This window comes from Pseudomonas sp. H3_E04 (assembly GCF_054668915.1).
In genome coordinates this window covers 1,123,057-1,148,030 of the sequence record NZ_CP162797.1, presented here as the reverse complement: position 1 = coordinate 1,148,030, position 24,974 = coordinate 1,123,057, and the positions used below count along the sequence as shown (strand labels likewise).

Annotated in this window: 22 protein-coding genes; 15 read left to right on the top strand and 7 right to left on the bottom strand. The window is 59.7% G+C overall.

The window, feature by feature from the left end; translation table 11 throughout:
- Positions 1 to 6 precede the first annotated feature (6 nt).
- Entirely contained in the window at positions 7 to 7,296 is a 7,290-nt protein-coding gene (locus tag AB4N53_RS05275; protein WP_460118776.1) for an NEL-type E3 ubiquitin ligase domain-containing protein, read from the bottom strand.
- A 266-nt stretch (positions 7,297 to 7,562) separates the two neighbouring features.
- On the opposite strand from AB4N53_RS05275, the gene AB4N53_RS05270 reads away from it, so the two are divergent.
- From AB4N53_RS05270 to AB4N53_RS05260, 3 genes are all read left to right on the top strand, one after another.
- Positions 7,563 to 7,781, top strand: coding sequence for a DUF2970 domain-containing protein (locus AB4N53_RS05270; RefSeq protein WP_460118774.1), 219 nt, complete (start codon positions 7,563 to 7,565; stop codon positions 7,779 to 7,781).
- Positions 7,782 to 8,282: 501 nt separating this feature from the next.
- Positions 8,283 to 9,941 (top strand): nitrite/sulfite reductase, encoded by a 1,659-nt coding sequence (locus AB4N53_RS05265; RefSeq protein WP_460118772.1) that lies wholly within the window; start codon positions 8,283 to 8,285, stop codon positions 9,939 to 9,941.
- Positions 9,925 to 10,419, top strand: a complete 495-nt coding sequence (locus AB4N53_RS05260; RefSeq protein WP_041478697.1) for a DUF934 domain-containing protein — start codon at positions 9,925 to 9,927, stop codon at positions 10,417 to 10,419. The genes AB4N53_RS05265 and AB4N53_RS05260 overlap by 17 nt, the downstream gene beginning before the upstream one ends.
- A 67-nt stretch (positions 10,420 to 10,486) precedes the next feature.
- Here the strand turns inward: AB4N53_RS05260 and sohB are convergent, their stop codons facing one another.
- Complete coding sequence (gene sohB / locus AB4N53_RS05255) at positions 10,487 to 11,518, bottom strand: protease SohB (protein ID WP_460118770.1); 1,032 nt, start codon at positions 11,516 to 11,518, stop codon at positions 10,487 to 10,489.
- 204 nt (positions 11,519 to 11,722) lie between these two features.
- Between sohB and AB4N53_RS05250 the strand changes: the two genes are divergently transcribed.
- Entirely contained in the window at positions 11,723 to 12,433 is a 711-nt protein-coding gene (locus AB4N53_RS05250) for a histidine phosphatase family protein (RefSeq protein WP_460118768.1), read from the top strand.
- 63 nt (positions 12,434 to 12,496) lie between these two features.
- The gene (locus AB4N53_RS05245; protein ID WP_016774477.1) at positions 12,497 to 12,814 is read left to right on the top strand and encodes an SCP2 sterol-binding domain-containing protein; all 318 of its coding nucleotides are present in this window, start codon (positions 12,497 to 12,499) and stop codon (positions 12,812 to 12,814) included.
- A gap of 107 nt (positions 12,815 to 12,921) precedes the next feature.
- Here AB4N53_RS05245 and AB4N53_RS05240 read toward each other — a convergent pair whose 3' ends face one another.
- A complete protein-coding gene (locus AB4N53_RS05240) occupies positions 12,922 to 13,416 on the bottom strand; it encodes an RES family NAD+ phosphorylase (protein WP_460118766.1) in 495 nt (164 codons plus the stop codon).
- Complete coding sequence (locus AB4N53_RS05235; protein ID WP_460118764.1) at positions 13,413 to 13,889, bottom strand: antitoxin Xre/MbcA/ParS toxin-binding domain-containing protein; 477 nt, start codon at positions 13,887 to 13,889, stop codon at positions 13,413 to 13,415. Before AB4N53_RS05235 ends, AB4N53_RS05240 begins: the two co-directional genes overlap by 4 nt.
- A gap of 349 nt (positions 13,890 to 14,238) precedes the next feature.
- Between AB4N53_RS05235 and AB4N53_RS05230 the strand changes: the two genes are divergently transcribed.
- The 3 genes from AB4N53_RS05230 to AB4N53_RS05220 all read left to right on the top strand — a co-directional run bounded on the left by AB4N53_RS05230 (position 14,239) and on the right by AB4N53_RS05220 (position 17,433).
- Complete coding sequence (locus AB4N53_RS05230; protein ID WP_024012724.1) at positions 14,239 to 15,102, top strand: LysR family transcriptional regulator; 864 nt, start codon at positions 14,239 to 14,241, stop codon at positions 15,100 to 15,102.
- A gap of 112 nt (positions 15,103 to 15,214) precedes the next feature.
- Positions 15,215 to 16,360, top strand: a complete 1,146-nt coding sequence (locus AB4N53_RS05225) for a sterol desaturase/SRPBCC family protein (RefSeq protein WP_460118762.1) — start codon at positions 15,215 to 15,217, stop codon at positions 16,358 to 16,360.
- On the top strand, positions 16,357 to 17,433 hold the full coding sequence (locus AB4N53_RS05220) for an SMP-30/gluconolactonase/LRE family protein (protein WP_460118760.1): 1,077 nt from the start codon (positions 16,357 to 16,359) through the stop codon (positions 17,431 to 17,433). Before AB4N53_RS05225 ends, AB4N53_RS05220 begins: the two co-directional genes overlap by 4 nt.
- Positions 17,434 to 17,669: 236 nt before the next feature.
- On the opposite strand, the gene AB4N53_RS05215 is transcribed toward AB4N53_RS05220, so the two are convergent.
- Both AB4N53_RS05215 and AB4N53_RS05210 read right to left on the bottom strand, forming a co-directional pair.
- Complete coding sequence (locus AB4N53_RS05215) at positions 17,670 to 17,834, bottom strand: hypothetical protein (protein ID WP_016774471.1); 165 nt, start codon at positions 17,832 to 17,834, stop codon at positions 17,670 to 17,672.
- 99 nt (positions 17,835 to 17,933) lie between these two features.
- Positions 17,934 to 18,188, bottom strand: a complete 255-nt coding sequence (locus AB4N53_RS05210; protein ID WP_041478686.1) for a DUF465 domain-containing protein — start codon at positions 18,186 to 18,188, stop codon at positions 17,934 to 17,936.
- Between the two features lie 204 nt (positions 18,189 to 18,392).
- Between AB4N53_RS05210 and AB4N53_RS05205 the strand changes: the two genes are divergently transcribed.
- Positions 18,393 to 18,914, top strand: coding sequence for a DUF4142 domain-containing protein (locus AB4N53_RS05205; RefSeq protein ID WP_016774469.1), 522 nt, complete (start codon positions 18,393 to 18,395; stop codon positions 18,912 to 18,914).
- 55 nt (positions 18,915 to 18,969) lie between these two features.
- Here AB4N53_RS05205 and AB4N53_RS05200 read toward each other — a convergent pair whose 3' ends face one another.
- Positions 18,970 to 19,233 (bottom strand): hypothetical protein, encoded by a 264-nt coding sequence (locus AB4N53_RS05200; protein WP_460125332.1) that lies wholly within the window; start codon positions 19,231 to 19,233, stop codon positions 18,970 to 18,972.
- A 260-nt stretch (positions 19,234 to 19,493) separates the two neighbouring features.
- On the opposite strand from AB4N53_RS05200, the gene AB4N53_RS05195 reads away from it, so the two are divergent.
- From AB4N53_RS05195 to AB4N53_RS05170, 6 genes are read left to right on the top strand one after another with little or no spacing between them, the layout of a single operon-like run.
- On the top strand, positions 19,494 to 20,345 hold the full coding sequence (locus AB4N53_RS05195; RefSeq protein ID WP_460118758.1) for an STAS domain-containing protein: 852 nt from the start codon (positions 19,494 to 19,496) through the stop codon (positions 20,343 to 20,345).
- Positions 20,346 to 20,349: 4 nt separating this feature from the next.
- Complete coding sequence (locus AB4N53_RS05190) at positions 20,350 to 20,712, top strand: STAS domain-containing protein (RefSeq protein WP_460118756.1); 363 nt, start codon at positions 20,350 to 20,352, stop codon at positions 20,710 to 20,712.
- A complete protein-coding gene (locus AB4N53_RS05185; RefSeq protein ID WP_016774465.1) occupies positions 20,709 to 21,113 on the top strand; it encodes an anti-sigma regulatory factor in 405 nt (134 codons plus the stop codon). The genes AB4N53_RS05190 and AB4N53_RS05185 overlap by 4 nt, the downstream gene beginning before the upstream one ends.
- The gene (locus AB4N53_RS05180; RefSeq protein WP_460125329.1) at positions 21,110 to 22,123 is read left to right on the top strand and encodes an ATP-binding protein; all 1,014 of its coding nucleotides are present in this window, start codon (positions 21,110 to 21,112) and stop codon (positions 22,121 to 22,123) included. The genes AB4N53_RS05185 and AB4N53_RS05180 overlap by 4 nt, the downstream gene beginning before the upstream one ends.
- The gene (locus AB4N53_RS05175) at positions 22,116 to 22,991 is read left to right on the top strand and encodes a sensor histidine kinase (RefSeq protein ID WP_460118754.1); all 876 of its coding nucleotides are present in this window, start codon (positions 22,116 to 22,118) and stop codon (positions 22,989 to 22,991) included. The genes AB4N53_RS05180 and AB4N53_RS05175 overlap by 8 nt, the downstream gene beginning before the upstream one ends.
- Entirely contained in the window at positions 22,981 to 24,924 is a 1,944-nt protein-coding gene (locus AB4N53_RS05170; RefSeq protein ID WP_460138977.1) for a response regulator, read from the top strand. Before AB4N53_RS05175 ends, AB4N53_RS05170 begins: the two co-directional genes overlap by 11 nt.
- The last annotated feature ends 50 nt before the right edge of the window (positions 24,925 to 24,974 follow it).

Sequence of the window (24,974 nt, the reverse complement as noted above, 5' to 3'; positions counted from 1 at the left end):
CAGGCATCAGGTTCGGGGTTGAGAAGGCCCGGGTTGCGGTGACGATGAGCCCGCTTGCGTGGTGCTCGCCGGGGTTTGTGCCACCGCCGTACGTGTCAGCTCCTTGAGTTTGAGGTTCCGTGCTTCGGCGGTTTCGATTTCCAGTTGATTCATTGCAGCCAGATATTGATCAAGCACGTCCTGACTGTCATCTCTGCGCGCATACGCATCTTCAACCTCCTCCTGACGTCGGGTCGCGTTGCGTTCCAGCTCATCGAACACTTCGGGATGCTGGTCGCGCAGGTAACGCACCCAGTAGTCACGGGAAATCAGGTCCTCGATAAACAGGTCGGACGCCTCGTCCGCCAGTACGGAGGCGCGGGCGTTGAGCAGGGTCCGCCCGCGAATCGGCGTGGCGTACAACATGTGTTCCGGTTGCGCGGGCAATTCCAGGCCGTCAGGCCAGCCGCGGATCATGCCGATCCGGTACTGCAGGCGGATCTCCGCCCGATCCTTGTTTTTCCCGGCCGCCTCGGCAAGCCGGTCGACCCGCTCCAGACGGAACAGACGCCGGGTCAGGTCCAGCAAGGCTTTGCCGCGCTGTTGCGGACGATGGAGCGGTACGTCGCGCAGAGCATTGAATTCATAGACGCGGGTTTCCAGTTCACTGAACGACAGAATCCGGCCATCGCCACAGGTGCCATGGGTATCGGCGTTGGCAAACAGCAACTGGCGCAACTCGCTGTCTTCTGTCGCCGCCTGTATCACCTGCCATACCCGGTGCGTCAGGTCGGCGCCCGACAGCTGGTACTCGGCGGTATAGCGCAATGTCGAGAGCAAATGGAAAAACGACTCATGCCCGACCTGTTCAGCCAACTGCAGCCAGAGCGCATATCGCTCCACACGGACATCCGAAGGCGTGTAGGTCAGCCAGATGTCCATGGCCGGAGCAGCCACATCCTGCAGCGGGTTATCGATGACTTCATCGGCCTCGACAACTGCGTGAGTATCATGGCCGTCGCTGTCCGAATCTGAATCCGAGTCCGAGTCCGAACCGGATTCACTTTCAGAAACCAGCCGCTGCGCCATTTCCTGGTCCAGCGTCGTACTCGAATAGCCCATCACGTCACGGTTGCCGTGAGCCGCACTGTGATCACGCAGTTGTTCCAGACTGTTGAGCGTCAGGGTGTTGTCGGAAAGGTCGGTGCCCGCCACCAGGCCCTCGTGATTGCCACCCAGCAGCCGGTCCGGAAACTGCGTGATGTCATTGCCTGTCAGATTCAATGTGCGCAGCTGTGCCAGTTCCAGCACGCCGTCCGGCCAGGCATCGAGACCGTTATGAGCAAGGTCGAGGGTTTCGAGCTGAACGAACACGCTGGCGTCGAAAACGTCGAGCCGGTTGTGACTCAAATCCAGCAAGCGCAAGCGAGGGGTAGCGACCAGGCTTTGCAACGTTAGCGCGTCCTCCAAGCGGTTACCGCTGAGTTCCAGACGCTCAAGGCGGCTCAGGCTTTTCACGGCATCCGGCAGCAGCTGTAACGCGTTGCCGTTGAGTTTCAGTGCGGTCAGTTCAGGGAACGCGGTGCAGAACAGATTGAAACTGTCGACGGTGAACCCGAGGCCGGTCAGGTTCAGTGTCCGGACATGCGTAAACACCGTCTCCAAGCGGGGCAACTGGCCGATCTGCAGTCCGGTGAAGTCCAGCGTGTGGCCCGCCCCTGTACCAGATCCGGTCAATCCGTCCTGCCAGCAGTCACGAATTTTCTGCGCCACCGATTGCCGGCTGAACGCCGACTCCCGATTGCCGTTGATTTGCACCTCGCGGGTGAATATCCAGTCGTTCAGCTCACGAACCAATGCCTCGCTCGCCTGAAGCCATTCAATGAGCCGGGTGTCGATCTGGGCCTCGGTCATGCCCGCATTGCGCAATCGCGTCACACAGGCTGTTGCCTGATCTGCCGAGAGCGCCGGGTTCAGGTCCTGCACTCGACTGACAAATCCCTGAGCGCCCTCCAGCGCCGGCGTCCGCCGAGGCAGCGGCAGTAGGTATTCGGCCAGAGAGCCTGCGGTTTCGGGAGACATGCCGATGGTTGAAAATGGCGGTGAGCCGCGCTCGAAGCGCTCCAGCGCGCCGGCGGGCAAACCTCTGATACCTTCGATCCGGCGCTGCGCAACCGTGAGCGCTGCCCTTCCTTCGGGGCTGAAGGCATTGTTGGCCAGATCGGTTCTGAGCAAAACATCCTCGTGAGCGAGCACGTGCTCAGGCAGCGCGCTGATCGAGTTGTAACGCAGATCGAGCCATTTCAGCTGCGGCAGACTTTCAGCGCCTGATGGCCACGCATGCAGTCCGGTCGAGGTGAGCCTGAGTGACTGCAGCCGGGTCAGTGCGGACACGTCGATTGCGGCCAGCGGATTGAGGAAAGCGTTGAAGTGTTGCAGCTGTGCCAACGCGCTGAGCTGGCGCTGCACCGTGGGAGTGACGACGATGCGGTTGTACGAAAGGTCCAGACTCGTCAATTGGACAAAATCCTCCGGCGCGATCGGCACCTCAGTAAGGCCACAGGCTGTAATTTCCAACGTCTTGGCCCCGCTGAATGCCTGAAGGAAGCCACGGACCTGCTCGGCCGGTACCGCCAGACGATCCAGGCGAACGGTCTGCACCTGGGAAAAACTGCCAGCCGGTAACCGGGGCAATTCGCTCACAGACGATTCACCTTGAATCCAGGCGGTATCGAGCAACTCGAAAATCGTCGCATCGTTGCCATCTACCCGGGGCGCCCAAGTGAAAAAATTCGCTGGTCGAGCATCGGCATTTACGCCGTAGCGCTGACGAACAGCGGCACGCCAGTGTTTCTCCAGCGCGCGGACCACTCTGATATTGGGCGGCAGGCTCCAGCTTGGCAGCGGTGCAGCCTTTCTCAATCCGCTGGACAGCGTCGGCTGGTAAAACTGGCGAAAAATACCCGCGTGCTCAAGCCGCAACGCCTCGACAGCGGCGAGGCGGGTCTGCGGTGTATCCCACAGATTCATGATCCGCTGCGGCAATGGATTCACATGGCCCGCCTCGCCTGTCAGGAACTCCAGCTCCCCGGCGCAATACCTGCGTACCATCAAGTCAAGATCGACCAGATGCCCCCAAGGGCCGAGGTAATTTTTCACGTAGTCGTAAGCGGGCTTGAATGCCTCGTGGGAAAACTTCGACCAATCCAGCGACAGGCCCACCCACACCTGTTCATGCCCGGCATAGAGTGTCGGGGGGACAGTCGCGATGGCTGTCTGTGACAGGTCCAGCCTTTGCAGGTTCGGCAGGCTTTCCACAGACACCGGCCACTGCGTCAGGCCCGGCGCGGCAATTCTGAGTCTTTTCAGCTGCTGCAGCGTACCCAGCTCAAGCGCTGGCGCGTCGGCGTCCAGCCGTACCAGTTCGAGATCAAGCTCTTGCAGCGTCGTCATTGCGGCCAAACCCTGCGAAAAACCAGCATTCAGGGACTGCGCGCCGGTTCTGAACCGCAGTCTTCTCAGCGAGGGCATGGCACTCACCGCTGAGGGCAGTCTGGTCAGTGATTGCTCCCGCCCTATGAAGGAGCCGAAAGCGCTGCCTCGCTCGCCGAGGGTCAACTGCACCACGTTGGGAAAGCGCGACAGAAACGCGTCGGCGTCGATATCCGTCATGCCGTCACCGCTCAGGGTCAAGTCGCGAACATGGGAAAAATCTGCCTCAATCGTTGGCAATGGGTAATAGCTTACGATCGTCAGCCTGGCGGCACTTTGATCGTCAGCGGCTAGCGGGGCCCTGCGCCAGCATGCTTCCAGCGCACTTGCCGTTTGCGATCTCTGGAACATTGCAGATAAATCACTGGCCGCCGTGTGCGAAGGTCCCACCCATCCTTCAAGCGTCGCTTTGAGCCGCTCCCATTCCTGACGGCGCGACTGCACCATTTCAAAGATTTCACCGTTGCTTTTGCCCAGGCGTACCTGCTGCAGAACAAACCCGTTCGCTTGTTCAACTGTCAGCTCTGGATAGACCTCGCGCAATCGATCGACCAACTCGGGATTAAACGCGGCGCCACGCCCGCTGGCCCGATAGCCGATCGCCCTTTCGCTGATGCGCGCCGGAGGCCTGAGCCACTTCGCCTGCGGCTCCAGTAAAAAGAGCGCTTTACTTTGATGTTGATCGGCGTACGCAATGATCGCTTGCTGCAGCTCAGCCCACTGGCCGACTGCCGGCAGCCCGAGGCTGCGGCGTGCCTCGTCGGGCAAGGCGTGCATGATCGATGCGTAAAAATTGTCGCCGTGGCGCGGCAGGCTGTTGAGCTCTTCGCCACGGTCATTGAAAGCCTGGAATTGCGCACCTTTTTTGATCAGGTACTTTTTCTCGCCACCGGCCTCGGTACCCACACTGTCGAGCAGCGAACCTTCGAGACTGCCTTCGCGCACCTCCAGCCGCAAACCAGCAGGCCAACCGGGCAAGTTTTCCAGTGTCTGCAGTGCCAGACGCCGGCTATCTGCCGTAGCGATATTCTCACTGCGCAGGCCGGCGAAAGCCCTGACCTGTCGGCTTTGCCGTGTGTACCAGCGCGCTTGCTCGAGCATGCGCAGCGGCGCGCGTTTTGTGGTCGTCAGCTGTTCCAGTTCACCAGAGCTGGCGTGGGCGAGGACGTCCAGAGCAGCCGACTCGGTGAGTCCCACGCAGGCATTTTGCAATCGCTTGACCAACGGGTCCGCAGGTTCGGTCCCTTTGTAGATGCTGTCGTAGATCGCCGATTGTCGGGTTTGTGCGTAATCCGCTATCTGCCTGGCAAATTCGCCAGGCCTGTCCTCAGGCACCCGTGCGCCCTGCTCCCCAAGCAGCCCGGTGATTTCAGCTTCGTCAAGTGCTGCCAGAATGACGGCCGGCAGTTCTCCGCTGAGGATATCGGCCCGGGAGACTTGGATCGGTGCTCTGACACGACTGCCCCGTACCCGACGCGCACCGCCGTACTTCACGGATTTGCCGGACACGTACGCGCCGTCGAATACCTCAAGCACCCGATTGGCCGGCCATAGCGGCATTTCAGTAACCAATGGCAAGGCATACGAATACATCTCGTCGATCGGTTGCGTACCGCGCAACTGCTCGATGACCCGCCCGGCGCCAGAATCGGCCTTGAGCATGCGCATGGCTTGCAGCAGCTGCGGCGGTGGCGATGCGTGATCGAGGTGCATCTTGCGCAACGCGTCATCGCTGACGCCACTGATATCGGCGGCCCTGATCAGCTCGCTGTCGGAAAACGCTTCGCTGCGCGGCCCCATTCGCCGCAGCAGGGTCAGACGGTCCCACGCCAGAGGTCGCTCCAGGGTAAAACGCCAGGCCCCCACACCATTGCTCTCCAGCACAGGCTGATACGCGCCGGCATTGGTTGGATGCTGGATGCGCCATTTACCGAGCGCTTGATCGTACCTCTGTTGGTAAAGCTTGCCGTCGAGCCGGATGTACGTGTTGCCGTCTACCACATACTGGCCCGCTTCATTCGGGGCGAGGCTGGCGTCCAGGCTCACGCTGGATTGATAAGCGCCAAGATCAGGCTTCCACAGCCGGGTTTCACCAGTGGGCAGCGACACCGGGCTCAACTGTTCGAGCACCGGCACAGCCCGGGCGCCGGTAAATGTCTGCACACCGGCGCCGACACCCGCCATGACGCCGATCAGCGCCAGATTCTCCGCCACGTCGATCAGATGGTCTTTTGCTGCCCGGCGATCACCTTCACTCCATTCGACAGCACCCTCAAGGGTTTCGTAGAGCAGCTGACTGGCCATGGCCACCATCATCACTTCGCCGAGTACCGGGACGAACATCGACACCAGGTTCAAGCCGAGCATGCCAACCTGCATCAGGTGGGCGAGCTTGGCGTCACGGGCTTTCGTATCGACGTCGGCCGTCGGCACGGCGTGACTTCGCGCATCGGCAATCGCTTTGTCGCGGTTCTGGGTGAACAGATACTCCCAGAGATCTTCATTCGCCGCCCACAGCCCCCGCCCCGCGCGCCCGATTGTCGACGGAGCGATATAAGGATCAGCCACCGGTTCGAGTTTGACCTTGCGCTCAGGGGGCACTTCACTGATTTTGGTGAAGGCCGAACCGGGGCTGATCGCATCGATGACAGTGGCCCAGGGCGAACGCCAGAATTGCCAGACATCTTTGGGCGAGTCGGCCGCCTCTTGGGTGAATTGACTGAAGTAGTAAGGGCGCTGGTCGCAGGGCAGAAACTGGCTGAGAAACTGTTGGTACCGGGTCGGCGCTGCGCCAGACGCCTCGGTCGCATCGCGGGCGGTCAGCAGGCGTTTGAATTCGCTACGCATCTGCTCATAGCTATAGCGCTTGAGCGGGTGATGTGGATCGTGAGGGATGTACAGGAGCAGCTCATCGCTGTAGCGGTACTTCTCGCAGATCACGAACGCGACGCAACCGGTCAGGCGTTTCTTCATCAAGCCCAGGTCTTTGAACCAGACCTGTTTGTCGCCCATCCACGGATGCATCTCGCCATTGATAACCGACAGGATCATCGTGTAATCCGCCGGTTCGATGTCTTTTTGCAGCAACGCCTGTTCAGCCGCCGCGCGCATCGTGGCTTTCTGGCTGGCTATGAACGGATCGCGGAGTGCGTCTTCTGCCGCCGCATCGGCCGGATGAAAGAATGCCTGCAGATACGTCTGATATTGCTTGCCGATATCCAGGCTGCGGCAAAGCCCCAGGAACTGGCTGACCGTCACGCCAATGCTCACTGATTCGAAAGTGGCCGCAGTCTGGGTCGCCACGAGGAAACCGGACGTCTCGTGATAGGCGCCCGCTTCGCATTCATAGGCTTCAAAATTATGCAGCGCCGCATCGAGCATCGACAGCTTGAGGAACTCAAACGATGCCAACTCTATTTTCAGCACGCCAACATCCACGGGGCGCTTGAGGCACAGCTGGGTTTTGTCGACGTCCACCTGCACCTGATACTGGTCCTTGAGCGCCTTGATCAGCAAGGGCCGGGCAAAAGCCTCGATTTGCTGGAACGACGCCAGACTTTCGTCCAGAGCGTTCTGCGCGGTGACGCTGGCGATAAAACTGTCGGTCAGGGCGGTGCGCTGCGCGGGCATGGCGTCCTGATACCAGGCCGGCAGCGTGGTCGAAACACCTTTTAATGCCTGACGGCGTTGCGTCGATGCGCCGCTCAGCCATGCCGGGACGGATTTCTGCAGAAACCCGCTGTGAATGCTCTGTGTCGCGCTGAGTCTGGCGGGCGGGGTCGACGCCTCGGGCGGCGCCGGTGAATGAGTCGGGATAGCGTCCATGGTCACTCCTTGTTAATGGAGTGGTTAGCAGACCATCTGCCGCTATCCCTTCGGTGGTAGCCGGCTATCGCTCAAGTGTCGATAGGTAAGCGGAGGCAAATGTCCCAGCCGAAGCGCAAACGCCCGGCGCGCTAGTCAAATCGGTGATGAAGGACCCGGTCGTGGCGAATGACGGCGCAGTCGAGAGGAAGGTGTTGCGACGGGTTTGAACCGTCGGGTGCAGAGTTGACTATGCTTGTAACGCACGATTTTGCGGAGAGGGATTTATGGACGATCCAGTCGACAACAAACCGCCGACCTTCTGGCAGATGCTGCACAGCGTCATGGCCGCAGCATTCGGCGTACAGAGTGGCAAAAACCGGGAAAGGGATTTCACCCACGGCAAGCCCAGCCATTTCCTGATACTGGGCGTTTTGTTCACAGCCGTTTTCGGTCTGACGCTGTTCGGTATCGTCAAACTGGTGCTGCATCTGGCCGGCGTTTGAAGTGGATATGAGAAATCCGGGCCTTGGCAAAGCGATCGAGCCTTGTCACTGGCGAACCACCGGCTACAGGCGTGCGGTCAGACCCGGAGTTTCGCTCACTGGTGGCTGACCCAGAAGACCGCTGTTCCTACAACGAGAATAATCAGGAACAAAATGGCCCACGCATCGACGCTGCTGTCGCTTTTCCTGGCTTTGGTCGGGTTGCTCATTGCATCGCCTCTTGTCGGTTTTATCGGTGATTGCACATAGACTCGATCAGAGTAAAGACGATGATTGTCCGCACGACAAATGTGGATTAGTTGCAAGCCATTCGCGTTAGGCGATTTGGTTCTTTACATATACTCAAACATCACTTTTGCGCATAACTGCAAACGGGTATATTGCCCCGGCTCCGTGACGGAGTGCGCGGCCGTGCGCGCAGAATTGCAGAGGCAACATCGGACTCCAGCAAGCGAAAACGCAGCGTTTTCCGAGTAGCCCAAGCCTGAGAACAGGACTTATATGTACGTATACGACGAGTACGATCAGCGGATCATCGAGGACCGCGTCAAGCAGTTCCGTGATCAGACCCGACGCTATCTGGCAGGTGAGCTGAGCGAAGAAGAATTCCGCCCCCTGCGCCTGCAAAATGGCCTGTACATCCAGCGCTTTGCGCCGATGTTGCGCGTGGCGGTGCCTTACGGCCAGCTCACTTCGCGCCAGGTGCGCATGATGGCCAAAATCGCCCGCGACTACGACAAGGGCTACGCCCACATCAGTACGCGGCAGAACGTGCAGTTCAACTGGCCGGCGGTGGAAGACATCCCGGACATCCTCGCCGAACTCGCGACCGTGCAGATGCACGCTATCCAGACCAGCGGCAACTGCCTGCGCAACGTTACCACCGACCAGTTTGCCGGCGTCGCCGCCGATGAAGTGATCGACCCGCGTCCATGGTGCGAAATCGTCCGTCAGTGGACCACCTTTCACCCGGAATTCGCTTACCTGCCGCGCAAATTCAAGATTGCCGTGAATGGCTCGACCAGCGACCGCGCTGCCATTGAAGTTCACGACATCGGTCTGGAACCGGTCTACAACGCCGCTGGCGAGCTGGGCTTCCGCGTGCTGGTCGGCGGTGGTCTCGGTCGTACGCCGGTGGTCGGCGCGTTCATCAATGAATTCCTGCCGTGGCAGGACCTGTTGAGCTACCTCGACGCCATTCTGCGTGTGTACAACCGCTATGGCCGTCGTGACAACAAATACAAGGCGCGGATCAAGATCCTCGTCAAGGCGCTCACGCCAGAAGTGTTCGCGCAGAAAGTCGACGCGGAAATGGAGCATCTTCGCGGTGGCCAGACCACGCTGACCGAAGCCGAACTGCATCGCGTCGCCAAGCACTTTGTCGACCCGGACTACAAGGTCCTCGACAACCAGACCGCACAACTGGCCGATCTGGACAAAGAGCATCCGGGCTTCGCCCGCTGGCGTAGCCGCAACACCTTGGCGCACAAGAAGCCGGGCTATGTCGCTGTAACGCTGTCGTTGAAGCCGACCGGTGTTGCCCCGGGCGACATCACTGACAAGCAGCTCGACGCTGTGGCCGATCTGGCCGACCGCTACAGCTTCGGTCAACTGCGCACCTCTCACGAGCAGAACATCATCCTCGCCGATGTCGAGCAGAGCCAGCTGTTCACCCTGTGGGGCGAGTTGCGAGAAGGCGGTTTCGCCACGCCGAACATCGGCCTGCTGACCGACATCATCTGCTGCCCGGGCGGTGACTTCTGCTCACTGGCCAACGCCAAGTCGATCCCGATTGCCGAGTCGATCCAGCGTCGCTTCGACGATCTGGATTACCTGTTCGACATCGGTGAGCTGGACCTGAACATCTCCGGTTGCATGAACGCCTGCGGTCACCACCACGTTGGCCACATCGGCATTCTCGGCGTCGACAAAAAAGGCGAAGAGTTCTATCAGGTTTCCCTCGGCGGCAGCGCCAGCCGTGATGCGAGCCTGGGCAAGATCCTCGGCCCGTCCTTCGCACAGGAAGCCATGCCTGACGTGATCTCGAAGCTGATCGACGTGTACGTTGAACAACGCACCGAAGACGAGCGCTTCATCGACACCTATCAGCGTATTGGCATCGACCTCTTCAAGGAACGCGTCTATGCAGCGAATCATTAAGAACAACGAAGTCGTCGACGAGACCTGGCACTTGCTGCCGAAGGATTTCAACATCGATGAGATCAGCAACTGCGACGATCTGATCGTTCCTCTGCAGTTGTGGCGCGAGCACAGCCGCATGCTCAAGGCCCGCGACGGCGGTCTCGGCGTATGGCTGGATGCTGACGAGGAAGCAGAAGAAATCGGTGAAGACGTCGGTGAGTTTCAAGTGATCGCGCTGAATTTTCCGGCGTTCACCGATGGCCGCAGTTACTCCAATGCCCGTCTGCTGCGTGACCGTTATGGTTTCAAAGGCGAGTTGCGCGCGATTGGCGATGTACTGCGGGACCAATTGTTCTACATGCATCGCTGCGGTTTCGACGCCTTTGCCATTCGCGCGGACAAAGACCCGTACGAAGCACTGGAAGGTCTCAAGGACTTCTCGGTGACCTACCAGGCCGCCAGTGACGAACCACTGCCGCTGTTCCGTCGGCGCTGAGCCTAGAGCTTTTGTTGCGGACACAAAAACGCCGGTCATATGACCGGCGTTTTTTTATGCCTGGTGTTTACCAAAAGCGTTGCTGGGTAAGACGACTCCACCAGCTCAACAGCACGCGGTCCACCGAGCCACTGGCAGCCATGCCGATGCGTTCCTGCAGGCTTTTGCGCTCGGCGTAGTGCAGGTGATAGACCTCCGCCTGTTTGGCTTTCTGCGCCAGGTATTCATCGCTGGTCTTCAGTTCGTCCACCAGTTGGTTTTCCAGCGCAGCGATACCGAGCCACACCTCACCGGTAGCCACCTCATCGATCGCCAGTTGCGGGCGATAACGGGCGACGAAGTTTTTGAACAGGCGATGGGTGATGTCGAGGTCCTCCTGAAACTTCTCGCGGCCCTTTTCAGTGTTTTCGCCAAACACGGTCAGAGTGCGTTTGTATTCACCAGCGGTCAGCACTTCGAAATCGATATCGTGCTTTTTCAGCAGGCGATTGACGTTGGGCAATTGCGCGACCACGCCGATAGACCCGAGGATGGCGAACGGAGCGCTGATGATCTTGTCGCCGATGCACGCCATCATGTAACCGCCACTGGCTGCGACCTTGTCGATACAAACGGTCAACGGCACGCCCGCATCACGGATTCGGGCCAGCTGTGACGACGCCAGACCGTAGCTGTGCACCATGCCGCCGCCACTTTCCAGACGCAGAACCACTTCGTCTTTCGGCGTGGCCAGGGTCAGCAGCGCGGTGATCTCGTGGCGCAGGCTCTCGGTGGCGGAAGCCTTGATATCGCCGTCGAAGTCGAGCACGAACACCCGAGACTTGGTCTCAGGCCTGTTCTTCTGTTTCTTCGCGCTTTTTTCCGTTTTCGCTTCGCCCTTGCGTAAAGCCTTGAGCTGATCCTTGTCGAGCAGGGTCTGCTCCAGCCGTTCACGCAGACCCTTGTAGAAATCGTTGAGTTTACTGACCTGCAACTGGCCCGCCGATTTGCGTCGACCCTTGCTGCGCAACGCGGCGAAACTGGCCAGCACCACCAGAATGGCGATCACCAATGTGACAGTCTTGGCCAGAAAACTGGCGTATTCGGTGAAAAAATCCACAGAGACTCCTCAAAGCAATGCGTGAAACTGTAATACACGCGGAATGGCTCCAGCATACCCATGCGCCGGCTCATCGGCCAGCCGTGAAACCTCTGGCAACATGCCTGTAACGGGCATTTCAAACAAGCGTATGTTTTTTCATTGACAGCCTTACGCCATCCTCATAACCTCGCCTGACCTTCAACGTACCGGGACGACGCGGACGTGGGCAGCATCTACTTGATACGACATGGCCAGGCCTCCTTTGGTGCAGACGATTACGACGTGCTGTCACCCATCGGTGTGCGTCAGGCAGAAATCCTCGGCCAGCACCTTGCCGATCTCGGCATCAGCTTTGATCGTTGCCTTGCCGGTGACCTGCGTCGTCAACAGCACACGGCCACCAGTGCACTGGAGCAATTCAGCGCCAGAGGCCTGCCGGTACCCGTTCTGGAAACCGATTCCGCCTTCAACGAATTCGATGCCGATGCGGTGATCCGCGCCCTGCTCCCGGCCATGCTGCCGGAAGAGCCGGAAGCCCTCGACATCCTGCGCAACGCCGCGCAAAACCGCGGTGAATTCCAGCGCATCTTCGCCCTGATCGTCGAGCGCTGGCTTGCTGGCACCTACGACACACCCGGACTGGAAAGCTGGCTGGGTTTCGTCGAGCGGGTTCAGGCCGGGCTGCACCGCATCCTCGACCTGGCGGAAAAGAACCAGAAAATTGCCGTGTTTACCTCCGGCGGTACCATCACTGCCCTGCTCCATCTGATTACGCAAATGCCTGCCAGACAGGCCTTTGAATTGAACTGGCAAATCGTCAACACCTCGCTCAACCAATTGAAGTTTCGTGGTCGCGAGGTGGCTCTGGCTTCCTTCAACAGTCACGCACACCTGCAACTGCTGAAGGCCCCGGAACTCATCACTTTTCGCTGAGTCCGGCTTACTGTGACCCTGGCTGTAACCACCCAGCTCCCATGACCAAGAAAGGATCGAACCATGACCTCCGTAGCTGATGCCGTAAAAGCAATGCAAGCCAAGTTCAACCCAGCCGCCGCTGCCGGTCTGGACCTGGTCTTCGGTTTCAACATCACCGACGAAGACAAGCAATACGCACTGATCGTCAAAGACGGCACCTGCGACATCCAGGAAGGTGAAAACCCGGACGCCAACTGCACGCTGGTGCTGGACAGCCAGACCCTCAAAGACATCGTCAGCGGCGAAACCGACGGCATGCAAGCCTTCATGGGCGGCAAGCTGCGCGTTGAAGGCGACATGATGCTGTCGATGAAACTGTCCGAGCTGTTCCCTTCGTAAGAAGCTGCCTGGTCAAACACAAATCCCGCCCTTTTGGCGGGATTTGTCGTTGTTGCAAGGGGAATCAGCGCAGGGCTCGGCTTCGCGCTCCGCTCGCGGAGGTACGATCAACCCTCCTGCAACAACCGCGTATCCAGCCCAAACCGCTCTTGCGAAACCATCCTGAACTGACCCTCCGCCAGATCGCAACTCACCAGTAAATTCCACGAGTGCCGCGTTGCCACCGAAGGCACCAGAACAAATGGATGTTCAGCCAACAGTGCATCGGCAAACTTTCGCTGGTTGGGCGAGGTTTTGATCGGGGTGAGCCACTGCGGGTTGGGCACATCCTCAGGCTGCACGATTCTGACGCTGGCGTCGTGGGTGATCTCAAAACAGGTCAACACATAGGGCTCCTGATCAAGCGCATCAAAACTGCCGTGGGCCGCCACTTCCAGAATCGCCGTGGATGGGTCGACCGACGCATAAACGACTCTGCGCCCAGGCGTATTCCAGCGGCCGCCGTCCAGTTTCGAACCCAGCCCGCTATTCCAGGTAGCGCTGTACATCTCGCGATCCAGCCGCCAGGCATACCAGCGATCATCCCAGGGCAAGGGATTCATTGATAAACCCCGTATTTGATCTGGTTCAGATACTCCTCCACCATCCTGAATCCCAACGCATGCCCGACCAGATCGAGCGGCACATGACCATAGAAGTATGTGGCGCTTTGCTGCAGCCATGACTCGGCCTTGGCCTGTCGCCCGAACACCTCAATGGCCAGCTCCAGCGCCGCGGCATATTGGTAGGCGATGATGCTCTGTGGCGTGTCCAGGCGCACCGGAACGCCCTCCTTGAGCAGACGTCGCACAGTTCTCACAGATTTGCCGGTGATACGTTTGACCATCTCTCCCTGTTGGTACAGCGCGGAGGTTGCGATCATGTTGACCACATCGAGCAGCTCAAATCCTTCGCTTGTGCAGCGCAGGACGAGCATCGGGTCGTCGCCGGTGTCCTGCCCACGCAGAAGCAACTCCGAAGGCGTACCCTCGAGCTTCTTCAAGCCTGTGAGCCGCGGCGCTTTGGCGGTTGGCATGGCGACGTCCTCCGAGGGGCATCTGGCGCGATCGTCGCGCCAGTAGTGGCGAGGGGAGTAAGCAGGCGTGTGGTTTTCAATCAGTGGGATTCGCATAGTCCATCCTTTGTCCGGTCCAGAGCGATCTGTGCGCTCGATGACTTCAATGTCAGGACTGATGCTATAGACCCAGCGTCCGACGACCAACCTGAAAAAGTCGTCAGAAATATCCCCTCATCTGATCAAAACGCTCCTGTTTCCGTAGGACCCAAACGCAATTTTCAGCGGTGTAATCCGTTGCTGCTTTCAAGTTGGGGCTAGGGACTTTTGACTTACAATGCGCTCCACCTCCAGATACCGGCCCTGCTCCATGGACATCGACCTCGCCCGCACTTTCCTCGAAATCGTCCGTCACGGCAGCCTCGCCGCCGCCGCGCAGAAGCTGTTCGTCACGCAAACCGCGATCACCGCACGGGTGCAGAAGCTCGAAAGCCAGTTAGGCAGCACGCTGTTCGTGCGCAATCGCGCCGGAGCGAAGTTGACGGCCAATGGCGAAGCGTTCGTGATTTATGCCAATCAATTGGTACAGACCTGGGAAGCCGCGCGCCGCGACTTGCCGCTGCCCGAGGGTTATCACAACGTTCTGCACATCGGTGGCGAGGTCAGCCTGTGCAATCCGCTGATGCTCAGTTGGGCGGCGGAACTGCGCGAGAAAATCCCCGGCCACGCGTTGCGTATGGAAATCCGCGATGGCGAAAATCTGTTGCGTCAGCTCGAACTCGGTGTGCTCGATGCCGCGCTGGTTTATCAACCGGAATACTGGCCGGGCCTGCAGGTCGAGCAAGTGCTGGAAGAAAAACTGATTCTGGTGCGCGCGCCCGAGCGTCCGGAGCCTTACGTCTACATCGACTGGGGCCCGGATTTCCGCCGTCAGCACGACGCCGCCCTACCGGAAAAAGCCAAAGCCGCGCTGAGCTTCAACCTTGGCCCGCTGGCCCTGCAATACATCCTCGAACATGGCGGCAGTGGTTATTTCCGCACCCGGGTCGTGCGCACTTATCTGGAAACCGGCGCGCTGGAAGCCGTCACCAAAGCGCCGGAATTCGGTTATCCGACCTACTTGGTGTACTCGCGTGATCGCGACTCGGCCGTGCTGCAACAGGCCTTCGATCTGTTGCGCGAAGTAATCCGCACCGATGACGACTGGTCGCAACGCTGGAATCCGTTGAGCTGACGGACAGCTTCAGTCCAGAGCATGGCGCTTAAGGCCGCAACGTTCGCCCTGCACAAGTCAGCGGATCGGCTAATCTGCCGGGTATAACAACAATACCCGCAGGTGAAACGCATTGAGGCAGACCACCGAGGCATTCCGCGGCCGTTACCGCGCGGCCATTCATCCTTTATACAACCCGTGGCTGCATGGCGCGTTCGTGCTGCTGTTCGGGATTCTCGCGATTGCTGCGTTCTGGCACACAGTAGATTCGGTGAGCTGGCTGGAGTGGCTGACCGTGCCGCTGAGCCTGTTGTTGTTCAACTTCGGCGTGTACATGGTCCATCGTCATTTGGGTCATCACAAAAAAGCTTTCGCGAAGATGTTCTACGCGCGGCATGCCGGCGACCATCACAGTTTTTTCACCCCCGGCAACATGAGCTACGACAGCGCTCGGGACTGGCGGGTGATTCTGTTTCCAGCCTGGCTGATCGTCATTCATACGCTATTGATCACCCTGCCGCTGTGGTGGCTGCTCGCGCAGATCAACGCCAATGTCGCCGGGCTGTTCGCCGGGTGCATGGTGCTTGGCTATCTGCTCTACGAAGTGTTCCATGCCTGCGAACATCTGCCGCCGCAAAATCCGTTGGCCCGTTTGCCGTGGATCCGCCAGATGCGCCGTCTGCACGAATTGCATCACCGCCGCGAGCACATGCAGGAGCGCAATTTCAACATCGTTCTGCCCTTGATGGACTTCCTGTTCGGCACGCTGTACCGCGAGCCGGAACCCGCCCCTTTGAGTCATTCGAAAATGCCCATGACGCGCATGCAGCACCAGATCGATATCCCCGGCGAACCGGTCGCCGTGCTGGCCTATGCCGCCAGCGTCAGTCACTGGCCGGAATGGCATCCCTCTTCATTGAAGATTGACGGCCCGCAAGGTCCACTGCATGCCGGGGCGCGTTTCGAAGAGGATATCCATGCCGGCGGACGTGCCGGTCACTTGCGCTGGGAAGTCACTGAATATCTGCCGGGACGGCGCTGGTGCGCACGCGCGCAAAGTGATCATGGCCTGTCCCTGCGGCTGACTTACGAGTGTTCGGCGGAGGCTGGCGGCACGCGATTCCTGCGTACGCTGGAGTATCGCTTTGACGGCTTGCTCATGCGTCTGGCTAATCGCCTGTTGCTCAAGCGGCGCATCGAGCGCGAGTCTGCCGCGTCCATGCTCGCCCTGCGCTACAAGGCTGCCGAGCGTATCGGCACGGCGAGGGCCAGCGTGTGAAACTACGTTATGTGCTGTGCCTGCTGATCGTTCTTGTCATCGCCTTCTTGTTATTGCTGCCGACCAAAGTCGAACCGGTGGCCTGGACGCCGCCACCGGCGCCGTCGTTGAGAGACGGGATCTACGCGGACAACCAGCGCCTCAAAGGTGTGGCGAAGGTCGGGCCGAGCGACATCGAAGGGCCGGAGGCGTTGCTACTGGAAGACGAATTCCTCATCACCGGATTGCACGACGGCCGATTGATTCGCAGCAGCCTCGACGGTACGCAGCGCAAGGTTCTCGCCGACACCGGCGGCCGCCCGTTGGGCCTGGCCCGTCATCCGAACGGCATGCTGGTGATTGCCGACGCGGTCAAAGGTTTGTTGTCTCTCGATGCACAGGGCCGCGTGATCCCCTTGACCACCGAAGCCAACGGTTTGCCATTTGGCTTCACTGATGATGTAGCGGTCGACAAGTCCGGCCACTATGCCTATTTCAGTGATGCCTCGAGCCGCTGGGGCTATGGCCATGACGGTGAGGCAATCATCGAGCACGGCGCCGACGGCCGTTTGCTGCGTTACGACTTTCAGAGCGGCAAGACCAGCGTGCTGCTCGACAAGCTGCAGTTCGCCAACGGTGTCACCCTGGGCCCCGACGAAGCCTACGTGCTGGTCAACGAAACCGGCGCTTATCGCATCAGCCGCTACTGGCTGAGCGGACCGAAGGCCGGCACCAATGATGTGTTCATCGACAACTTGCCGGGGCTGCCGGACAACCTCTCGTTCAATGGCAGCAATCGTTTCTGGGTAGCGCTGTACGCACCACGCAATGCCCTGCTCGACGGCACGGCTGAACATCCGTTTTTGCGCAAGATGATCGTGCGGGCGTTGACGGTTTTGCCCAAGCCTGTCGAAAAGCGCGGGTTTGTGCTGGGACTGGATCTGGACGGCAAGGTAATTGCCAGTTTGCAGGATGCGAGCGATGGCAATTATTCACCGATCACCACGGTGCGCGAGTATGGGCAGTGGTTGTATTTCGGCTCGTTGAAGGCGACGCATATGGGGCGGATGGGATTGGATTCGGCGCTGAAGTAAAACAGTAAAATTTTCACCATATGGACCGACGCTATCGCTGGCAACCCAGCTCCCACAGTGTCCATGTGAACTCCAAATATGTGTTCACCAGAAGAACCTGTGGGAGCTGGCTTGCCAGCTCCCACAGTGTCCAGGTGAACTCCAGATATGTGTTTACCAAAAGAACCTGTGGGAGCTGGCTTGCCAGCGATAGCGCATTTCAATGTGGGAGCGAGCCTGCTCGCGAAGGCGGTCTGTCAGTTGCCGGAACGGTCGAACTTCTCCGGATCTTCATCCTCCGGCAGCTCTTTCACGGTTTTTTCCGGATGCGCAGTGGTATGCGCCGGGCTGTTCGGTTCAGGACGGGTAGGAATCGGGTCGAAGCCGCCCTGCTCTTCACTGGGGAATTTGGGGTCGTTCATGAGGCACCTCGCAACGAGTCGATGGTTTGCAGACTCTGCACATTGGAGGTGCCATTGACCGTTGCCGTTCCCTTCAAAGTGTGACCGCAGGTCGGGCGATTACTGTCCCGTCAGCGGCTGCCCGGCCAGTTGGGCAACGATCTGTTCCTTGACGATCACACGCTTCTCTTTGAGCTTCTTCAGCTCGTCGTCAGTGGGGGCGTCTGACTGCGCGTTCTCGGCTTCGACCACAGCCTTATCCACGTCGAAATACTTGTTGAGCAGCGAGTCCAGCTTCGGATCCTCGGAGCGTTTTTGCTCGATCTCTTCCTTTTTGCACCCCAGGTCCTGATACAGATCATGTGAAACCGGCATGAAACACCTCCATCAAATTGATCGACAACCAGCGCGACCGATGCGCTGACTCTTTATCAGCATGGCCTTGCGCAACGGCTTCTGTCGACACCCTGTCAGACCAGCGGTTGCCGTTCGTCGCCCTGTCGGAAATGCGATAAAACCTTTGGCTTCTGCGTTCGCTCCATTGGATAACGCTCACAAAAACCTGCGTGGAGATACCCAATGGACGGATTCAACCTGCGTCATCTTGCTCTGGCTGTTGCCCTGTCTGCCGGCATGGGCAGCGCCTTTGCCGCGACCGACAACGATTTTGTCGATAACGCCGCCGCCGGTGGCATTGCTGAAATCGAAACCAGTCGCCTGGCCCTGGAAAAAAGCCAGTCCGCTGACATCAAAGCCTTTGCCAACCAGATGATCACCGATCACAGCAAGGCCAACGACGAACTGGCGGCGATTGCCAAAGCCAACGACATCGAAGTTCCGGACACCACCACCCTGGTCAAACAAGCCAAGGAAAAGATTCTCGACATGCGCGATGAATCCTTCGATGCGGCCTACGCCAACAACCAGGTCAAGGCGCACGAAGAAACCATCGAGCTGTTCAAGAAACAGGCGAACACTGTGACCGATGACAAGGCCAAAGGCGCAACCGAACTGAAAGCGTTCGCGCAGAAAATGCTCCCGGCGCTGGAAAAACATCTGGCCCACGCCAAAGAGCTGCAAGCCAAACACCCGAGCAAGTAACCGCCCGGCAATAAAAAGGCCGCATCATCCGATGCGGCCTTTTGCGTTTTGGCGATCAACCGCCATCGGTGTCGATATCGGCGTCGGTGCTTTCGCCCGGTTCAGGACGATCCGGGTCAGGCTTGAATCCAGGGCTGAAGTCGTTGCTGTTGTCATTGTGATGCTGTTTCTGATCGACCTCGGCAGCCGCGCTGTCCGCCCGTCCTTCTTCGGCCGGTGCAGGCTGGAATTGCCCCGGCGTTTGCGGGTCGATGGCCGGGTCGTTGCGGTTAATTGACTCTGAGGACTGATTTTGCTGTTGCGGCGCTTGCTCGTTCATATCCACCTCATTCATAGTCCTGCCTCCTTCTTCCAGCGCGACTGGAAAACGTCGGGCATGCAGATTCGAAGCCTGACGCCGTAGATTCGTTCAAAAGATCGTTGCCTGCCGCCACGCCGACTAGAGTTACCGGGGCGTTCGACGCGGCAGGCAGAAAAAATCACCGCTGGCTGAACAACTATTTCAAGCGGCAAATGTCAGTCAAATCGCGCCGCTCATTTCGCCGAGCCGGCCCCTATACGTAACGGAGCGACACGCACATGGCAGCACTGCAGAACAGCACAGTTGAAGCAATCAAGAACAATCAGGCTCAACTGTTGAGCGAATGGACCAAACGCCTCGAGGCCAGCGGCGCCACGCGCAATCTCAAGGAACACGACCTCGCTCAGCAAACCCGCGACCTGCTGAGCCTGCTGCTCACCGGTCTGGAAAACGGCAACGGCAGCAAGATTGCCGCCGCTGGCTGGGAAGATACCCGTCAGTTCCTTGAAAAGCTGTCGCAGAGCCGCGCCCTGCTCGGCCAGGATTCCCAACAAACCGCCAACTTCATCTTCGCCTTGAAAGGTCCGCTGTTCGCCCTGTTGCAAAATCATTATCAGGATCAGCCGGCACTGCTCGCCGAGCAACTGCTGGAAGTTTCCGAACTGCTCGACACGGTCGGCATGCACACCATCGGCACCTTCCAGAAATCCCGTGAAGCGGTGATCAAGCGTCAGCAGGAAGAATTGCTGGAACTGTCGACGCCGGTGGTCAAGCTGTGGGATGGCGTCCTCGCCCTGCCAATGATCGGCACCCTCGATTCGCAGCGCACCCAAGTGGTAATGGAATCGCTGCTGCAACGCATCGTCGACACCGGTTCGGAAATCGCCATCATCGACATCACCGGCGTGCCGACCGTTGACACCCTGGTCGCCCAGCACCTGCTGAAAACCGTGACCGCAATCCGTCTGATGGGCGCCGATTGCATCATCAGCGGCGTGCGTCCGCAGATTGCGCAAACCATCGTGCACCTGGGTCTGGACCTGCAAGGCGTAGTGACCAAGGCCAATCTGGCCGACGCATTGAAACTGGCCCTGACTCGCCTGGGCATCAGCCTCGGCAAAGCGGTCTGAGCCGATGGAGCGTATTCCGATTCTTCAGATGGGCGATTTGCTGTTGGTGACCATTCAGGTCGACATGCACGATCAACTCGCCATGACCCTGCAGGACGATCTGTCCGAGCGCATCAGCCGGACCTCGGCGCGTGGGGTGTTGATCGACATCTCGGCGCTGGACATGGTCGATTCTTTCATCGGGCGCATGATCGGCACCATCTCGGGTTTGTCGAAAATCATGGACGCCGAAACCGTGCTGGTCGGCATGCAGCCGGCGGTGGCGATCACACTCGTCGAGCTGGGCATGACTTTGCCGGGCGTCAGCACGGCCCTCAACGTCGAACGCGGAATGAAACTGCTGCAGGATCGAGTACGCGAGCAATGACCGTACGCAGCAGCGGCACTCAACCCATTCTCATTGAGCAGGACGTCGTGCTGGCCCGCCAGACCACGCGCAAGCTCGCCACCGAATGCGGCATGCGCCTGATCGACCTGACCAAACTGGTCACCGCCGTCAGCGAGCTGGCACGGAACACCATGGTTTACGGCGGTGGCGGCGACATGGACTGGCAGATCCTCGAGGAAAACGGCCGGGTCGGTTTGCGTATCACTTTCCGCGACGAAGGCCCGGGCATCCCCGACATCAAACTGGCGATGACCGACGGCTGGACCTCCGGCAGCGGTCTGGGTCTGGGCCTGACTGGTGCCAAGCGTCTGGTCAATGAATTCGAACTCGACACTGAGCCCGGCAAAGGCACACGCATTACGATCACCCGATGGACATGAATATCACCGGGTCGTTGACCCAGGTTCTGCCGATCGAGGACAGCAGCCAGATCGGCCACGCACGGCGCACCGCGCAGAAACTCGCCGAGCAGCATGGCTTCGACGAAAACGATGCCGGCCGTGTGGCGCTGGTCGCGACGGAACTGACGAGCAACGTACTCAAGCATGCCCAGCGCGGTGAGTTTCATCTGCGTGTCCTGGCTCGGCCGGATAACGGTTTCGGCATCGAAATGCAGACCGTCGATCGGGCTCAGGGCTTTGATCTGGATGCCTGTCTGGCGGATGGCTTTTCCACTGGCGGCACACAAGGCATCGGCCTCGGCGCCGTATCGCGGCAGACCAATGTGTTCGATGTCTACGCCGACCACCGTGGCGCGGTGTTGCTGGCGCGAATTTTTCCGCGCAACGATCGTCAGGCCGATATCCGCTTCGGGGTCAGTCAGCATTCGCTGCATGCCGATCCAGCCTGCGGCGATGTCTGGCACCTGGCGTATCAAGACTGTCGAATCAGCGGGCTGGTGGTCGATGGCCTCGGCCATGGCGAGGACGCCGAGCGTGCGGGCCTGGCCGGGGCACAGGCATTCGCCCGGGCACCGTTTGCCGATCCTGTGGTATTGATGGAAGACCTGCATCAGGAAATGCTCGGCACGCGCGGCGGCGCAGTCGCTTTCGCGCAGTTCGACAGCCAGCGCGATGGCCTCACGTTCGCCGGTGTCGGTAATATCGGCGCCAGCTTGCTCGACCCGGCAAAGTCACGCGGGCTGGCCTCGCATCCCGGCATCGTCGGCGGCCAGTACCGTAAAGCCAAACCCTTTGACTATGCTCACGTGAACGGACATTTATTGATCATGTACAGCGACGGCTTACAGTCCCGTTGGAATCTCAAAGACTACCCCGGCCTGGTGCATCGCCATCCGTCCGTGATAGCCAGCGTCCTGCACCGCGATTTCTGTCGTGGCCGCGATGACGTGACGGTGCTGGTCGTTGACCTGGAGGCCACCCATGGCTGAATCGACAACCCTGAGCCCTGCTGAACAGGCGGTGCTCATCGCGCAGTTGCAGCGTGAAAACACCGCCCTGCGCGAAGAGCTCGATGAAACCAACCAGGGCGTGCTGGCGCTGTATGCCGAACTTGATAACCAGGCCGACGAACTGCGTCAGGCGTCGGATCTCAAGAGCCGTTTCCTGTCGTACATGAGCCATGAATTCCGCACGCCGCTGGGTTCGATCCTGAGCATCAACAGTCTGCTCGCTGACGAACTCGACGGCCCGCTCAGTCCTGAGCAGCACAAGCAAGTGGCGTTTGTCAGCACGGCTGCCCGCGAGCTCAGCGACATGGTTGATGACCTGCTGGATCTGGCGAAGATCGAAGCCGGGCGCATCAGCATCTCGCCGGCCTGGTTCGACATGTTCGACCTGTTCTCGGCCCTGCGCGGGATGTTCCGGCCGATCGTCGATGCTTCGGCGGTGGATTTGATTTTCGAAGAGCCGCTGGGCCTGCCGCGTCTGTATACCGATGACAAGAAGCTCGGGCAGATCCTGCGCAACTTCATTTCCAACTCGCTGAAATTCACCACCCGTGGCGAAGTGCGGGTATCGACGCGCATGGAAGGTGAAGACAAGGTGCGCTTTGCCGTCAGCGACACTGGCATCGGCATCGCGACCGAGCTGCATGACACGCTGTTCGAAGATTTCTCACAGGTCGATTCACCACTGCAGAAACGTCTGCGCGGCACCGGTCTGGGTCTGTCACTGTGCAAGCGTTTCGCCGCCCTGCTCGGCGGTGAAGTCGGGGTAGACAGTACGCCGGGCGTGGGCTCGACGTTCTTTGTCATCATCCCGCTGGCGATCGCTCTGGAGAACGTCGATGAATCGTGACATCCGCCTGTTGATCGTCGATGACAACGTCGCTACCCGTTACGCACTGCGTCGGCGCCTGGAGCGCCATGGCTACACGGTGCTCGAAGCCGGCACCGGCAGCGACGGTCTGGCCCTGATCGAGAGCGAAGCCCTCGATGCGTTGATCCTTGATGTCAACCTGCCGGACATGAGCGGCTTCGACATCGTCCGCCTGCTGCGCGCCGACCCGCGCACTGCGCTGTTGCCGGTGATTCATGTGTCAGCGGCGTCGATCCAGACCGGCGACATCATCACCGGCCTCAACGCGGGCGCCGATGCCTATCTGATTCACCCGGTCGACCCCGATGTGCTCTTGGCGACGTTGCGTACCCTGCTGCGGGTGCGCGACACGGAGAATGCCCTGCGCGAGAGCGAGGCACGTTTCCGCGAGATTTTCGCCAATGTCTCGGCACCTATCGCGGTGCTCGATGCCAACCTCAAAGTACATGAATGCAATCACGCCTTTGCTCAGTTGATTGTCGATAACCACGATCCGCAGGCGCTGCGAGAATGCTTCGCTGAGGATCAGTGCTCGATTCTCGATGAGTTGCGCTTGCGGCTGGTCGACGGCGAGCGCTGGAAAGGCACGCTGAACATGAGCGTGCAGGGTGAAATTCGCGAAACCGAATGGCAGATTTCGCCGTATCGCACGCCAGAGCTGAGCCTGGTGTTCGTCGAGGACGTCACCGAACACCGCCACCGCGAGCGCTCGCACCTGGCGCGGCTGGATGACACCACCACGCAACTGGCCAAGGAGGTCGCCGAACGCGTGCATGCCGAAGCGCAATTGCTGCAAGTGCAGAAAATGGATGCACTGGGCAAGCTCACCGGCGGTATCGCTCACGACTTCAACAATCTGCTGACCGGGATCATCACCAGTCTGGAACTGATCCAGAAACGCGTGGCCGATGAGCGTCTGGACAAAGTGCAGTTCTATACCGAAGCGGCGCTGAACTCAGCGATGAGCGCGGCCTCGCTGACCCATCGCCTGCTGGCATTCGCCCGTCAGCAGCCGCTCGATACGCGGCCGGTGGACATCAACGAGCATGTCCGCTCGCTGGAAGAATTGCTGGTGCGCACCATCGGCGAGCGCATCACCCTCAAGCTGGAACTGACCAACAAACCGGCGATTGCGCTGGTCGACCCGGTGCAGCTGGAAAGCGCGGTGCTCAACCTGGTGATCAACGCCCGCGATGCCCTGCCCTCCGGCGGCAATATCTGGGTCAATACTTACGCCGCTTATTCCCACGGCGATCCGAATCTGGCCGATGGCGCTTACGTGGCGCTGTCGGTACGCGACGACGGCACCGGCATCGAACACAACGTGATCGACAAGGTGTTCGAGCCGTTCTTCACTACCAAGCCGCTGGGCCAGGGCACCGGGCTCGGTCTGTCGACGATCTACGGTTTTGCCCGTCAGTCCGGCGGTGACGCGCACATCCGCAGCGTCGCCCGCCGTGGCACCGAAGTGACCATCATGCTGCCCGGCACCAACGACCCGACCGGCGCCGACGCGCCAGTGCCGGTGCCCGACGCCAAAGGCAGTGGCGAGCATGTGCTGATCGTTGAGGACATGGCCACGGTGCGCTTGTTCGTTACCGAAGTGCTGGAAGACGCCGGCTATCGCTGTACGCAAGTGGCGGATATCGAATCGGCGCTGGAGCGCTTGCAGAATGACCCGTCGATCGACCTGCTGCTATCTGACGTCGGCTTGCCGCGCATGAGCGGCCGTGAACTGGCGGATGTTGCCCGTGGCTGGCACGAAGGGCTGCCGATCCTGTTCATGACCGGCTACGCCGAAACCGCGCTCAACCGCCAGGTCTTCCTTGGCACCGGCATGGACATGCTGGTCAAACCGTTCCAGATCAGTGAACTGCTCGACAAGGTCCGCCGCACAATCGATGGCGCCTGAACTGACGCCAATCCCCCTGTGGGAGCGAGCCTGCTCGCGAAGGCGTCCGT

Coding starts and splice junctions, on each gene's coding strand:
- AB4N53_RS05275 (WP_460118776.1), bottom strand. CDS start 7,296: ATGGACGCTATCCCGACTCATTCACCGGCGCCGCCCGAGGCGTCGACC.
- AB4N53_RS05270 (WP_460118774.1), top strand. CDS start 7,563: ATGGACGATCCAGTCGACAACAAACCGCCGACCTTCTGGCAGATGCTG.
- AB4N53_RS05265 (WP_460118772.1), top strand. CDS start 8,283: ATGTACGTATACGACGAGTACGATCAGCGGATCATCGAGGACCGCGTC.
- AB4N53_RS05260 (WP_041478697.1), top strand. CDS start 9,925: ATGCAGCGAATCATTAAGAACAACGAAGTCGTCGACGAGACCTGGCAC.
- AB4N53_RS05245 (WP_016774477.1), top strand. CDS start 12,497: ATGACCTCCGTAGCTGATGCCGTAAAAGCAATGCAAGCCAAGTTCAAC.
- AB4N53_RS05240 (WP_460118766.1), bottom strand. CDS start 13,416: ATGAATCCCTTGCCCTGGGATGATCGCTGGTATGCCTGGCGGCTGGAT.
- AB4N53_RS05235 (WP_460118764.1), bottom strand. CDS start 13,889: ATGCCAACCGCCAAAGCGCCGCGGCTCACAGGCTTGAAGAAGCTCGAG.
- AB4N53_RS05230 (WP_024012724.1), top strand. CDS start 14,239: ATGGACATCGACCTCGCCCGCACTTTCCTCGAAATCGTCCGTCACGGC.
- AB4N53_RS05215 (WP_016774471.1), bottom strand. CDS start 17,834: ATGAACGACCCCAAATTCCCCAGTGAAGAGCAGGGCGGCTTCGACCCG.
- AB4N53_RS05210 (WP_041478686.1), bottom strand. CDS start 18,188: ATGCCGGTTTCACATGATCTGTATCAGGACCTGGGGTGCAAAAAGGAA.
- AB4N53_RS05205 (WP_016774469.1), top strand. CDS start 18,393: ATGGACGGATTCAACCTGCGTCATCTTGCTCTGGCTGTTGCCCTGTCT.
- AB4N53_RS05200 (WP_460125332.1), bottom strand. CDS start 19,233: ATGAACGAGCAAGCGCCGCAACAGCAAAATCAGTCCTCAGAGTCAATT.
- AB4N53_RS05195 (WP_460118758.1), top strand. CDS start 19,494: ATGGCAGCACTGCAGAACAGCACAGTTGAAGCAATCAAGAACAATCAG.
- AB4N53_RS05190 (WP_460118756.1), top strand. CDS start 20,350: ATGGAGCGTATTCCGATTCTTCAGATGGGCGATTTGCTGTTGGTGACC.
- AB4N53_RS05185 (WP_016774465.1), top strand. CDS start 20,709: ATGACCGTACGCAGCAGCGGCACTCAACCCATTCTCATTGAGCAGGAC.
- AB4N53_RS05180 (WP_460125329.1), top strand. CDS start 21,110: ATGAATATCACCGGGTCGTTGACCCAGGTTCTGCCGATCGAGGACAGC.
- AB4N53_RS05175 (WP_460118754.1), top strand. CDS start 22,116: ATGGCTGAATCGACAACCCTGAGCCCTGCTGAACAGGCGGTGCTCATC.
- AB4N53_RS05170 (WP_460138977.1), top strand. CDS start 22,981: ATGAATCGTGACATCCGCCTGTTGATCGTCGATGACAACGTCGCTACC.